The sequence below is a fragment of the Enterobacter sp. DN genome (genome assembly GCF_046054285.1).
Lineage (GTDB): Bacteria > Pseudomonadota > Gammaproteobacteria > Enterobacterales > Enterobacteriaceae > Enterobacter > Enterobacter hormaechei_C.
The window spans coordinates 735,346-748,858 of sequence record NZ_JBJJTG010000002.1; the positions used below are offsets into that span (position 1 = coordinate 735,346).

The 13,513-nt window shown below is 54.1% G+C and carries 11 protein-coding genes; 7 read left to right on the top strand and 4 right to left on the bottom strand.

Features of this window, described 5'->3' with window-relative positions; genetic code table 11:
- Positions 1–29: 29 nt before the first annotated feature.
- Both mscK and acrR read right to left on the bottom strand, forming a co-directional pair.
- Positions 30–3,386 (bottom strand): mechanosensitive channel MscK, encoded by a 3,357-nt coding sequence (gene mscK, locus ACJTMZ_RS08110; protein WP_252010918.1) that lies wholly within the window; start codon positions 3,384–3,386, stop codon positions 30–32.
- Between the two features lie 113 nt (positions 3,387–3,499).
- Complete coding sequence (gene acrR / locus ACJTMZ_RS08115; protein ID WP_193041799.1) at positions 3,500–4,153, bottom strand: multidrug efflux transporter transcriptional repressor AcrR; 654 nt, start codon at positions 4,151–4,153, stop codon at positions 3,500–3,502.
- Positions 4,154–4,293: 140 nt separating this feature from the next.
- Between acrR and acrA the strand changes: the two genes are divergently transcribed.
- The 6 genes from acrA (at position 4,294) to ACJTMZ_RS08145 (ending at position 11,132) form a co-directional block, all read left to right on the top strand.
- Positions 4,294–5,487 (top strand): multidrug efflux RND transporter periplasmic adaptor subunit AcrA, encoded by a 1,194-nt coding sequence (acrA, locus tag ACJTMZ_RS08120; RefSeq protein ID WP_017694395.1) that lies wholly within the window; start codon positions 4,294–4,296, stop codon positions 5,485–5,487.
- A 22-nt stretch (positions 5,488–5,509) separates the two neighbouring features.
- Positions 5,510–8,656, top strand: a complete 3,147-nt coding sequence (acrB, locus tag ACJTMZ_RS08125; RefSeq protein ID WP_015571248.1) for a multidrug efflux RND transporter permease subunit AcrB — start codon at positions 5,510–5,512, stop codon at positions 8,654–8,656.
- Between the two features lie 511 nt (positions 8,657–9,167).
- Entirely contained in the window at positions 9,168–9,542 is a 375-nt protein-coding gene (gene tomB, locus ACJTMZ_RS08130) for an Hha toxicity modulator TomB (protein WP_006809850.1), read from the top strand.
- Positions 9,543–9,569: 27 nt separating this feature from the next.
- Positions 9,570–9,788 carry an HHA domain-containing protein gene (locus ACJTMZ_RS08135; protein ID WP_015571250.1) on the top strand — a complete coding sequence of 73 codons (219 nt, stop codon included), beginning with the start codon at positions 9,570–9,572 and terminating at the stop codon, positions 9,786–9,788.
- Positions 9,789–9,996: 208 nt separating this feature from the next.
- Positions 9,997–10,548, top strand: a complete 552-nt coding sequence (gene maa, locus ACJTMZ_RS08140) for a maltose O-acetyltransferase (protein ID WP_015571251.1) — start codon at positions 9,997–9,999, stop codon at positions 10,546–10,548.
- Between the two features lie 116 nt (positions 10,549–10,664).
- The gene (locus ACJTMZ_RS08145; protein ID WP_023296041.1) at positions 10,665–11,132 is read left to right on the top strand and encodes a YlaC family protein; all 468 of its coding nucleotides are present in this window, start codon (positions 10,665–10,667) and stop codon (positions 11,130–11,132) included.
- Here the strand turns inward: ACJTMZ_RS08145 and ACJTMZ_RS08150 are convergent.
- Entirely contained in the window at positions 11,104–12,564 is a 1,461-nt protein-coding gene (locus tag ACJTMZ_RS08150) for a PLP-dependent aminotransferase family protein (protein WP_045338269.1), read from the bottom strand. The genes ACJTMZ_RS08145 and ACJTMZ_RS08150 overlap by 29 nt on opposite strands.
- Positions 12,565–12,665: 101 nt before the next feature.
- Here ACJTMZ_RS08150 and ACJTMZ_RS08155 point away from each other — a divergent pair, with 101 nt between their 5' ends.
- Positions 12,666–13,376 (top strand): GNAT family N-acetyltransferase, encoded by a 711-nt coding sequence (locus ACJTMZ_RS08155; RefSeq protein ID WP_045344589.1) that lies wholly within the window; start codon positions 12,666–12,668, stop codon positions 13,374–13,376.
- On the opposite strand, the gene ykgO is transcribed toward ACJTMZ_RS08155, so the two are convergent.
- Positions 13,373–13,513 (bottom strand): type B 50S ribosomal protein L36, encoded by a 141-nt coding sequence (gene ykgO, locus ACJTMZ_RS08160; RefSeq protein WP_003859006.1) that lies wholly within the window; start codon positions 13,511–13,513, stop codon positions 13,373–13,375. The genes ACJTMZ_RS08155 and ykgO overlap by 4 nt on opposite strands.

Here is a 13,513-nt window from a genome sequence, read left to right on the forward strand (position 1 = left end):
CAGCCCGCACCAGATTATTCCCTCTCCCTTCAAGGGAGAGGGTTAGGGTGAGGGTCGTCCCCCTTAATCTCGCGCTTCACTTCCGTATGCTCATCGCCTTTCTCGTTGCGCAGATGAACCTCAAGCTGGTTAAAGGCGATATTAATATCGTTTTCACGACACAGACGGTCAATGGTGCGGTTCAGCTCATCGACGGTGTAGCTGCGATCGCGCAGTTCGCGTACGTACAGGCGCAGCTCATGATCCAAAGTGCTCGGCCCGAAGGTGGTGAAGAATACCGCTGGCGCAGGATCGTGCATCACTTTTGGATGGTCAGCTGCCGCCTTCAGCAGTACCTCTTTCACCTTGTCCAGATCCGAGCCATAGGCCACCCCGAGTCGGATCACCACGCGAGTGGTGGTATCCGAGAGCGACCAGTTGATCAGACGCTCGGTCACAAACGCTTTGTTCGGGATGATCACCTCTTTACGATCGAAGTCGGTAATGGTGGTCGCACGAATGCGGATCTTGCTGACGGTCCCGGAGAAAGTACCGATGGTGACGGTATCGCCGATACGCACCGGACGTTCGAACAGGATAATCAGGCCAGAGACAAAGTTACCGAAGATCTCCTGCAAGCCGAAGCCCAGACCCACCGACAACGCCGCCGCCAGCCACTGGAGTTTATCCCACGAGACGCCCAGCGAGCCGAATACCGTCATCGCCCCGACAATAATAATGACGTAGTTCAGGATGGTGGTAATGGCGTACGACGCCCCCTGACGCAGATTCAGCCTTGAGAGCACCAGCACTTCCAGCAGACCCGGCAGGTTGCGGATCAACGCCCAGGCAACCACTGACGACACCAGCGCAAAGAGCAGGCTGCCCATGGTGACGCTTTTCATTACCGCAGCGCCCGCTTCGGTACCGTTGTATTGCCAGAGCGTGATACTGTCGAGGTAGGCGAAGACGGTAATTAAATCAGACCAGATTGCCCAGAACATCACCGCAAACAGGGCGATCATCACCAGCATGGTAATACGCATCGTTTGCTGGTTAACCTGCTCCAGAGCAATGGTCGGCTCTTCCTGCGGCTCTGCCCCTTCAGCCCCCTCTTTCACCTGATGCTGCCGACGGGCAACAGCACGACGATAAGCAATGCGGCGCGCCGCCACGCTCAAACCACGCAGCACGGTCTGGAACAGCAGGTTCCATACAATCACCAGATAAACCGTTTCGATCCAGCGGCCGGAAAGACGCAGCGTGGTATAGAAGTAACCCGTCGCCGTCAGCACCATCAGCGCCAGAGGAATGATCGCCAGTACCGTTACGGTAGCCAGACGAAGATTGTGGGACTCTTTATCCCGCCAGCTGTCGCGGCACATTGGCCACATCAGAACGGCAATCAGCAGCAGGTTCAGCATAATCACCAGTTGCCCCAGCACGTCATCCATCAGGTGCAGCGGGGAAAGCTCCGCCACAACTGACCAGAAGTGCAGCGGCAGCAGCGCGAGGCTGATGCGCACAATCTGGCGACGCCAGTGGCTGGTGAGTTTTTCCGGCATGTTGAAGTGGCGGACGGCGACGCCATCTTTTTCCAGCACTTTCCAGCACAGACCAAACACCAGCCAGAACAGCGCCAGCTTCTTGCTGAACGCCCACAGCAGATCGCTGATATTCAGCTGCATGGTCAGCAGGATCAGGCCCACGGCGAGTATCAACAGGCAGACCGGCAGAGCACGGATCAGATCGATCAGGATCGCTTTCGGGGTGTGCAGCTGGCTGTCGTTACGCAGTTGCCCCACTTCCGAGGCCAGCTTCGCCTGGTACTGTTTCAGCCATTTCAAACGCCAGCGTATGACGCCAGCGATGAGCAGCAAAGGCAGCCCCGTCAGGAAGGCGATCATCACCGCAGGCCAGGCTTTCTCCCAGTTCACGGTAATTTTCATGCTTTTGATCTGGGATTTCAGCGTTTCCGGGAAAGATTTAAACCAGTCCCAGTCCATGGGTTTATTGCTGTTCACCCAGAAAATCTGCTGGGTCAGGATCTCCTGGAGGCTTTTAGAAACGCTCACCAGCTGCTGCTGGTTGATTTGCAGGTTAATCGCCATCATCAGCTGGTTGCCCAGCTGCTTGTTAAGCTGATCGAGCAATTCGCGGCGCATGTCCACCACCTGCAACAGCGCGTCGTGAACTTCAGCGTTCACTTCACCTGAATGGCCCTCTTCCACTTTGGCAACGAAGGTATCGCTCTGAAATAGCGCATCGCGCTGCTGGTTAACGTCAAACTGTTCAAGACGCAAATCCGCAATGCGGTTGGTCATGTCTTCCAGCTCGTCGGCGGAAGGCAGCGTCTGCTGTTGCTGGTAGAGAATGCGCGACAGCAGCAGGCTGCCCTTCAGGACGGCAATCTGCTCCTTGACGTTGCGCTCGGCCTGCAAAGCGCGATCCAGCCAGTTTTTGACCTTAATATTTTGCTGCACCAGCGCGCTGCCGTTTTCAGTCGCCTGAATCAGACGCTCGCTCAGCTGGTGGTTAATCTCCAGCTCCTGCTTCACCAGCGGGTTGGCCTGAATACGGGCCGTCTCGTCTGGCGAAACCGCTTCCTGCGCCGTTTTTTCAGTCAGCGTCAGGCGCTTGCTGTTCACCGCTTCCTGCAACAGCTGAAGCTGATGCTCAAGCCGGTTGATATTCGCGGTCACGTAGTCACGCTGTTTTTGCAGCGCATCCTGTAGCACCGTGTTGCCTTCCAGGCTCTTACGCTGCTGTTCAATCTCCGCGTTTAGCAGCGTCTGCTGGATGTTCAACAGCGTTTGCTGGCTGGGACGAAGCGCCCCTTCCCCCACGGTGATGCCATTCAGACGGTTACGTATCTGCTGTAGCTGTTGCGACGCCGAGTACATGGCGTTCTGCACGCGCTCAGGCTGGGTTTGCAGCGAAACCAGCTGGCTGTTGTAGGTTGAGAGATCGGACTGCGCCGTTTGCAGATCGTCCAGCAGCTGCGCCACGCGCGACTCAAGCTGGCGCAACGACAGCGTGGCAAGCGTTTTTCGGGTTTCATCGTCGTTATCGACGTCGCTGAGCGCACTCAGCGCCTCCGTTGCCTTACGCATGTTCTCCGGCGCCTGAGCGACCTTCTGCCGTAGCTGGGCTGTTTCGGCTTTGATGCGATCGATCTTGTCCAGCGTTTCCAGGGTTTCCGTCAGATCCTGCTGAACGAGTTTTTCCTGGGCGGAGAGATCTTTTTGCTTATTCAGGGTGTCGAGTTGCGACTGAACATCAGCACGCGTGGGAATGTCACTGCCATTGTCTGCACGGGCCCATGAAAGCGGCGCGGCTGCAAAGTAAAACAGCAGGATCAAAAACAGGGCCAGAACAGGATGTTGCGAGCGATTGATGTGCAGCATAGTTGTGAATGTGATGTGAGAAATGACCGGAAATAGTCGGGCATGAAGGATATCACGCCCGGCTGAAGCAGAATAGTACGACGGAAAGGGTCTACGATTTTTCCCATGCCCGATCAGGCAGAGCGCGGGCTATGTTTACTTTGAAGGGTCGGACAGAGCTGGCACATCTCAAGAAAAATTTCGACGTAGCTGCGCGCCTCTGATCTGAGATCGAACGACTCCGGAGCAAAAAGCCAGTTTTCCATCAGGCCGGAAATATAGCTTCGCATCAGGATCGCCGCCCGGCGGGTGAGTAATGTGGCAGGAAGCATTTTGGCCTGCATGCACTCCGTGAGGACCTGTTCGATGCGATCGTAGCTTTCCAGACACAGGTCGCGCTGCGCCTGCTGAACCACCGCCATTTCACCAACGAACTCACATTTATGGAAGATGATTTCCATCATCAGACGACGACGCTCTTCAACAACCGTCGCTTCAAGGATATATACTAGAATTTCTCTTAACACTGAGAGTGGATCGTGAGGGAATTTTGCCCGATACTCACTCTCAAGATCGCTAATGCTGGACTCTGAAAGCTCCCAGATTTCACCAAACAGATCGGACTTGTCTTTGAAATGCCAGTAAATCGCTCCCCGCGTGACGCCCGCGGCCTGAGCAATCTGTGCCAGCGAGGTTGCCGAAACACCCTGCTGTGAGAACAAACGCATTGCCACATCCAGAATGTGTTGTCGGGTTTCCAGCGCTTGTTGTTTGGTTTTTCGTGCCATACGTTGATGAATTTACAGGAGTCAGATTTACATACATTTATGAATGTATGTACCATAGCATGACGATAATATAAACGCAGCAATGGGTTTTAGACTCAGGACCCTTGATCAATTTGAAATCGGACACTCGAGGTTTACATATGAACAAAAACAGAGGGTTAACGCCTCTGGCGGTCGTTCTGATGCTCTCAGGCAGCTTAGCGCTTACAGGATGTGACGACAAACAGGCTCAACAAGGAGCTCAGCAGGTGCCAGAAGTTGGCGTCGTGACGCTCAAATCCGAACCTCTCCAGATGACAACAGAACTACCGGGCCGCACCAGCGCCTACCGCATTGCGGAAGTGCGTCCGCAGGTGAGCGGTATCATCCTGAAACGTAACTTCACCGAAGGCGGTGATGTCAAGGCAGGCGAGTCTCTGTATCAGATTGATCCAGCAACCTATCAGGCGTCTTATGAGAGCGCTAAGGGCGATCTGGCTAAAGCCGAAGCGGCAGCCAAAATCTCGCAGCTGACGTTGAATCGTTACAAGAAACTGCTCGGCACGCAGTACATCAGCCAACAGGATTACGATTCTGCCCTGGCCGATGCACAGCAAGCCAACGCAGCCGTTGTGGCGGCGAAAGCGGCGGTAGAAACCGCGCGTATTAACCTGGCTTACACCAAAGTGACCTCCCCTATCAGTGGTCGCATTGGTAAATCTGCCGTCACCGAAGGTGCGCTGGTGCAGAACGGTCAAACCAACGCGCTGGCCACCGTGCAGCAGCTTGACCCGATCTACGTTGACGTCACCCAGTCCAGCAACGATTTCCTGCGTCTCAAACAGGAGCTGGCTAACGGCACCCTGAAACAGGAAAACGGTAAAGCCAAAGTGGAACTGGTTACCAACGACGGTATCAAGTTCTCACAGACTGGCACACTGGAATTTTCTGATGTGACCGTCGATCAGACCACCGGCTCTATCACCATCCGGGCCATTTTCCCGAATCCGGATAAAACCCTGCTGCCGGGTATGTTCGTACGCGCCCGTCTTGAGGAAGGGACTAACCCAAGCGCCATTCTGGTTCCTCAGCAAGGTGTGACCCGTACGCCACGCGGCGATGCGAGCGCACTGGTTGTGGGTGCCGATAACAAAGTCGAAACGCGCAATATCACTGCAACGCAGGCGATTGGTGACAAGTGGCTGGTAACGGAAGGTCTGAAAGATGGCGATCGCGTAATTATTACTGGTTTGCAAAAAGTTCGTCCTGGTGCGCAGGTCAAAGCTCAGGAAGTGAAATCTGACGACAAACAACAAGCGTCGGCCGCTGGCCAGTCAGAACAAACCAAGTCTTAACTTAAACAGGAGCCGTTAAGACATGCCTAATTTCTTTATCGATCGCCCCATATTTGCGTGGGTGATCGCCATAATCATCATGCTGGCCGGGGGACTTGCGATCCTGAAGCTGCCTGTCGCGCAATATCCAACGATTGCGCCGCCGGCAGTGACGATCTCCGCAACCTACCCGGGCGCTGATGCCAAAACGGTGCAGGATACCGTTACGCAGGTTATCGAACAGAACATGAACGGTATCGATAACCTGATGTACATGTCCTCAAACAGTGACTCAACCGGTACGGTTCAGATCACCCTTACCTTTGAATCCGGTACGGATGCGGACATTGCACAGGTTCAGGTGCAGAACAAATTGCAGCTGGCGATGCCTCTGCTGCCGCAGGAAGTACAACAGCAGGGCGTGAGCGTCGAGAAATCGTCCAGTAGCTTCCTGATGGTTGTCGGCGTGATCAACACCAACGGCACCATGACGCAGGAGGATATTTCCGACTACGTGGGCGCCAACATGAAGGACGCCATCAGCCGTACGTCTGGTGTGGGTGACGTTCAACTGTTCGGTTCCCAGTACGCGATGCGTATCTGGATGGATCCGAATAAACTGAACAACTTCCAGCTGACGCCGGTTGACGTGATCAGCGCAATTAAAGCGCAGAACGCCCAGGTTGCCGCCGGTCAGTTGGGTGGTACACCGCCAGTGAAAGGCCAGCAGCTTAACGCGTCGATCATCGCGCAAACGCGTCTGACCTCCGCCGATGAGTTCAGCAAAATTCTGCTGAAGGTGAATCAGGACGGTTCGCAGGTTCGCCTGCGTGACGTGGCGAAGGTTGAGCTGGGCGGTGAGAACTACGACATCATTGCGAAGTTCAACGGTAAACCGGCTTCCGGTCTGGGTATCAAACTGGCGACGGGCGCGAACGCCCTGGACACCGCGACGGCTATCCGTGCAGAACTGAAGAAGATGGAACCGTTCTTCCCGTCAGGTCTGAAAATCGTTTATCCGTATGACACCACGCCATTCGTTAAAATTTCGATTCACGAAGTGGTGAAAACCCTGGTTGAGGCGATCATTCTCGTCTTCCTGGTGATGTACCTGTTCCTGCAAAACTTCCGCGCAACGCTGATCCCAACCATCGCCGTGCCGGTTGTACTGCTCGGGACCTTCGCGGTGCTGGCGATATTTGGCTACTCGATAAACACCCTGACGATGTTCGGGATGGTGCTTGCCATCGGCCTGCTGGTGGATGACGCCATCGTGGTGGTCGAAAACGTCGAGCGTGTCATGGCGGAAGAAGGCCTGCCGCCGAAGGAAGCAACCCGTAAATCAATGGGCCAGATCCAGGGCGCGCTGGTCGGTATCGCGATGGTACTGTCTGCGGTATTTATCCCGATGGCCTTCTTTGGCGGCTCTACCGGTGCGATTTACCGTCAGTTCTCCATCACCATTGTTTCGGCGATGGCGCTGTCGGTACTGGTAGCGTTGATTCTGACGCCAGCCCTGTGTGCGACCATGCTGAAGCCGATTCAGAAAGGCGGTCACGGCGAGCATAAAGGCTTCTTCGGCTGGTTCAACCGCATGTTTGATAAGAGTACGCACCACTACACCGACAGCGTGGGTAACATCCTGCGCAGCACCGGTCGTTACCTGCTGCTCTATATCATCATCGTGGTGGGCATGGCTTTCCTGTTCGTTCGTCTGCCAAGCTCGTTCCTGCCAGATGAAGACCAGGGCGTGTTCCTGAGTATGGCTCAGCTTCCGGCCGGTGCGACGCAAGAGCGTACGCAAAAGGTGCTGGATGAGATGACCGACTACTTCCTGACCAAAGAGAAAGACAACGTCGAATCCGTGTTTGCGGTTAACGGCTTTGGCTTCGCGGGTCGTGGTCAGAACACCGGTATCGCCTTCGTTTCTCTGAAAGACTGGTCTGAACGTCCGGGCGCAGAGAACAAGGTAGAAGCCATTACCGGCCGCGCGATGGGCACCTTCTCACAGATTAAAGATGCGATGGTCTTCGCCTTTAACCTGCCAGCGATTGTTGAACTGGGTACGGCGACCGGCTTCGACTTCCAGCTGATTGACCAGGGCGGTCTGGGCCACGAAAAACTGACTCAGGCGCGTAACCAGCTGTTTGGCGAGGTGGCAAAACACCCTGACCTGCTGGTGGGCGTTCGCCCTAACGGTCTGGAAGATACGCCGCAGTACAAGATCGATATCGACCAGGAAAAAGCGCAGGCGCTGGGTGTTTCCATCAGCGACATTAATACCACGCTGGGTGCAGCCTGGGGTGGCAGCTACGTCAACGACTTCATCGACCGTGGTCGCGTGAAGAAAGTCTACGTGATGTCCGAAGCGCAATACCGTATGCTGCCGAACGACATCAACAACTGGTATGTTCGCGGCAGCGATGGCCAGATGGTGCCGTTCTCCGCCTTCTCAACCTCGCGCTGGGAATACGGTTCACCGCGTCTGGAGCGTTATAACGGCTTGCCATCGATGGAAATCCTCGGTCAGGCAGCGCCGGGCCGAAGCACCGGTGAAGCCATGAACCTGATGGAAGAACTGGCCAGCAAACTGCCTGCGGGTGTCGGCTACGACTGGACCGGCATGTCCTATCAGGAACGTCTGTCCGGTAACCAGGCCCCTGCCCTGTACGCCATTTCACTGATTGTGGTGTTCCTGTGTCTGGCGGCATTGTATGAGAGCTGGTCGATTCCATTCTCCGTTATGCTGGTGGTTCCGCTGGGGGTTATCGGTGCGCTGCTTGCCGCAACGTTCCGTGGGCTGACCAACGACGTTTACTTCCAGGTGGGCCTGCTGACAACCATTGGCTTGTCGGCGAAGAACGCGATACTAATCGTCGAATTCGCCAAAGATCTGATGGAGAAAGAAGGAAAAGGCCTGATTGAAGCAACGCTGGAAGCCGTTCGTATGCGTTTGCGTCCAATCCTGATGACGTCCCTGGCATTTATCCTCGGCGTTATGCCGCTGGTTATCAGCTCCGGCGCGGGCTCCGGCGCACAGAACGCAGTAGGTACCGGCGTAATGGGTGGGATGGTAACCGCGACCGTTCTTGCGATCTTCTTCGTACCGGTGTTCTTCGTGGTGGTTCGCCGCCGCTTCAGCCGTAAGAATGAAGACGTTGAGCACAATCATTCGGTAGAACATCACTGATACCGGTTTCACATGATAAAAAGGCCGCATTTGCGGCCTTTTTCTTTTTCAGAAAAAATCATAAAATAGACCTATTGCCTTTCTATTTATTTTCCTCTTTTTTAATAAGGCCTATCATAATAGGCCGATAACTTACACCAGGAACTCAGCATTCTTTTATTATCATTTCGTGACGTAAATTATTCGGACTATTCCTAAGCAATGGAAAATATCTGAAGATATCTGGTTTCGGACTTCACATGAAACTTTGCGCTAACTCAATGAATTTTAAGGAACCGATAAAAATCGGCTTTTTTTATTGATTAACGCGTTCGCTGCAAAAGGTAGATTTGCGTAAAGGCTCGAACAGTAACGATTTAATTGTAATTTTTCGTAATAGCGCGGTGAAATCTTGATCAGAGTGGCTTATAGTTAGAGTTATCAGGAACACAGCTCCCGTGTGGCTAAGCAAGTTGTATCCATCCCGACATGATGTTCGGTGAGTAAAAAATCACTCAGAAGGGGATGCGCTATGGACGAGTACTCGCCAAAAAGGCATGATATCGCGCAGTTGAAATTTCTCTGCGAATCCTTGTACCATGACTGCCTTGCCAATCTTGAAGAAAGTAACCATGGCTGGGTGAACGATCCAACGTCTGCTATCAATTTACAGCTTAACGAGCTGATCGAGCATATCGCCACCTTCGCACTTAATTATAAAATTAAGTACAATGAAGATAATAAGTTGATAGAGCAAATTGATGAATACCTGGACGACACCTTTATGTTGTTCAGCAGCTACGGCATTAACGCACAGGATTTGCAGAAATGGCGTAAATCAGGAAACCGTCTATTTCGCTGCTTCACTAATGTCAGCAGAGCTAATCCGGTTAGTCTTTCCTGTTAAAATTATTACAATTACTAAGGTGAATTTATGTCTGATAAACCATTAACAAAAGTCGATTATTTGATGCGCCTGCGACGCTGCCAGTCAATTGACACCCTTGAACGAGTTATTGAGAAAAATAAATACGAGCTGTCTGATAATGAACTGGCGGTATTTTATTCAGCTGCCGACCATCGTCTTGCTGAGCTGACCATGAATAAACTGTATGACAAGATCCCCTCTTCGGTGTGGAAATTTGTTCGTTAATCGTTGAAGAGAGACTGTAAAGGCATTACGCCCGTTGTTAAGCTGAATTTACCTTTCGAATTACGCTTCAAATGCAAACGCCAGGTTCCCGTATAAAACGTATTTATGCGCAAGAATGTTGTGACTCCCGTCACAGCCACTTTTAGGGAACGTTCCCTTTCTGGTTAATCCTCTTTACGCTGCGTAAAACGATTCCAGAGAGGTTCCCATGAGTGAAGAAAAACAGAAGATGATTGCAGGTGAATATTACCGCCCTGGCGATGACACGCTGAGGGCTGACCGTTTACGCGCGCGTCATCTTGTTCACCGCTATAACCATACCGCACCCGATGAGAAGGCCGAACGTCGCGCCTTATTAGCTGACCTACTGGGTCAAAGCGAAGGTGCCTATATAGAGCCAAGCTTCCGCTGCGACTACGGGTATAACATCTATCTGGGTAACAATTTTTACGCTAACTTCGATTGCGTCATGCTGGACGTCTGCCCTGTCCGCATTGGCGATAACTGTATGCTTGCGCCGGGAGTGCACATTTATACGGCCACGCATCCTCTGGATGCGACCGAACGTAACAGCGGGCTGGAGTACGGTAAACCGGTCACCATTGGTGATAATGTCTGGATCGGCGGACGCGCGGTGATTAATCCAGGCGTGACCATTGGCGATAATGCGGTTATCGCTTCCGGCGCGGTAGTGACCAAAGACGTGCCGGCCAATGCGGTAGTGGGCGGGAATCCGGCGAAAATCATTAAAATGATCTAAGCGCATCCTGAGTAACTGTTATGCTTTTTCCTGGCATAACTGTTACTTTCATCGCATAAACCCCTCTCATAAAATAGGCAGATCACCTGTATTTTTAACAATCATAAAGGCAAAAAATGACAGAGATACAGCGCCTGCTTACCGCCACCATCGACGATCTCAATACCCGCGAAAAGCGCGACAATCGCCCGCGTTTTAGCATCAGCTTTATTCGCAAACACCCCGGATTGTTCGTCGCCATGTACGCCGCCTGGCTGGCAACGCTTATCGTCATGCTGAAGTCTGAAACACTGGTCGATTCCGTCTGGCTACTGGTTGTGCTGTTCGTGGTGTTTAACGCATTTTTCTTTTTCGACGTCAATCCGCGTTACCGGTATGAAGATATCGACGTACTCGATTTCCGCGTGTGCTACAACGGGGAGTGGTACAACACGCGTTACGTGCCGAAGGAGCTGATCGACAATATCCTGCTCTCGCCGGCCGTCGAAGCCGGGCAAAAAGAGAAGTTGCAGAAAATGGTCATCACTAAGGGCCAGCTCTCTTTTTATGATGTCTTTACCCTTTCCCGCCCCACTGCTGTGTAATGAGCGCCTGAAGACGTCGGATACCCGGCGCAAACTGCGAAGCAGAGGTATTACCGTAACCTAAAACCAGACCGGTTTGCCCCTGCTTCGTCTCAAGGTAATACCCGCTCAGCGCAGCGGGTGCCAGCTGAAACGCTCTCGCCTGCTCCACCAGCCGCTGGTCGTCGATACCGTCAATTGCCAGCGTCAGATGCATTCCCCCTTCCCCGGCAAGAACACGGTGCGGCGTATGAAGCTCTGCGCTCAGCACCTCCCGCAGCTGGCGGTAACGCTTACGATAAAGGCGGCGCATGGCGGCAAGATGTCGTGCATAGTGGCCTTCCTCAATAAACAGCGCCAGGGTGCGCTGTTCAGCGCGATGCCCGCCGCGCAGCAGCGAGCCGATGGCCGGACGCGCCGCCTTCGCCAGCGCTGGCGGTAACACCATGAACCCCATCCGGAGCGATGGAAACAGCGTTTTGCTGAACGTCCCCAGATACACAACGGGCGCATTGTTGACCATTCCGAGCATCGCCGGGACGGGCTCACCGGTATAACGAAATTCGCTGTCGTAATCATCCTCAATGATCCACGCGCTGTGCTGCCGGGCCAGTTCCAGCAGCGCCAGACGCCGCCGCGCGCTGAGCACGCTTCCGCAAGGGAACTGATGCGATGGCGAGGTAAAAATCAGCGTGGGTGAAGGCGCAGACAGCCCTTCCCAGCACATCCCCTCGTCATCCACCGGTATGCCGGTCATCGCCAGGCCGGTTTTGACGAAAGCGCTTTTGGCGCCGCTATAGCCGGGATTTTCCACCCAGGCAACATCCCCCGGCTCGCTTAACAGCATCGTGCACAGATTGACGCCCTCCAGCGCCCCTTCGGTTATCACAATCTGGCTGGCATCGCAGTCAATGCCGCGGGACAGCGCAAGATGGCGGGCAACGGCGGCCCGCAGCGTCGGCTCGCCGGCCGGGTCGCCATACCCTAACAGGGTGCTTCCCTCCTCGCGCAGAACACGATCGTACAACCGCCGCCACAGCGGTAAGGGGAAATAGTTGATGGCAGGCGTTCCCGGCGTAAACGCCATCACCGGGGTGTCGCGCGGCACAGGCGCGGGCAGCAGGGCGACACGTTTTGTCAGCCTGACGTCCGGGTCCGGTAATGTCCGGGTAATCGTCCGAGGAGCGAATTGCCCCACCCGCGTACCCTGGCGGCTACGCAGCAAATAACCTTCGAGCGTGAGCTGGTCCAGCGCCGCATTGACGGTGTTTCGGGACACCGAGATCTGCTGCGCCAGCGTTCGCGAGCCGGGCAAATGGCTGCCGGACCGAAGCCTTCCGCACAGTATGGCCTCCCGCAAAGCAAGATAGAGCGCACGCTGGAGCGTCTCTTCCCCACGTTTTTTCAGCGCAGCATGGAGCAAGGTGTAAAGCTCATCACCCGGTATATTCATCTTTCCTCCTCGTGGTACCAGAAAAACATAGCCTGGTGGTTCTTTTTAAGGAACCAGCAATTCATTAATCTGGAGATCTTTTCAATTTGACGGGAATAAAGATGAATACATTCAATGAGTTTGGACAACCTGTAGGTGAAAGCCTTTTCGACTGGCAGCCTCGCCCGCACCCGTCCCGGGTGATACTTCAGGGTCGCTATTGTCGGCTTGAGCCGCTGCGCGTGGAGCATGCCCCGGCGTTGTTCTCTGCGTATTCCCTGGCCGGAGATACCCGAAGCTGGACGTGGCTGCTGCGTGAACCCGATGCCACCGCAGAGGAGTTTGCCGAATGGGTGGCGAGCGTGAGCGAATTAGCCGATCCCATCCACTTTACCGTTATCGATAACCAGACCCAGTCTCCTGTCGGGACGCTGTCCCTGATGCGGATCGATCCTAAAAACGGCGTTGTGGAAGTGGGACATGTTCACTTCTCGTCACTGTTAAGTCGCACGCCCATGTCGACAGAAGCGCAGTATCTGCTGATGCGGTACGTGTTCGATACCCTGGGCTACCGGCGTTATGAATGGAAGTGCAACAGCCTGAACGAACCATCCCGCAAAGCGGCTCTGCGTCTGGGCTTTCAGTTTGAAGGGCGTTTTCGCCAGGCGCTGGTCATTAAAGGCCGAAACCGGGACACCGACTGGTTTTCAATTCTCGACAAAGAGTGGCCAGCGCTGGCGAGCGCGTTTGAAAGCTGGCTTGCCACCGACAATTTTACCGCCGATGGCAAACAGAAAAGATCCCTGGAAAGCTGGCGAGAGACGCGCGTCTAGCGTCTTTTTTTACGTCCCTGCACCGCCTTAAAGCGCGGGTTAGATTTGCAAATCACGTATAAGCGTCCCTTGCGTTTGACTATCTGGCAATCCGGGTGACGCTGTTTTGCACTGCGCAATGAGTTCAGCACCTGCAT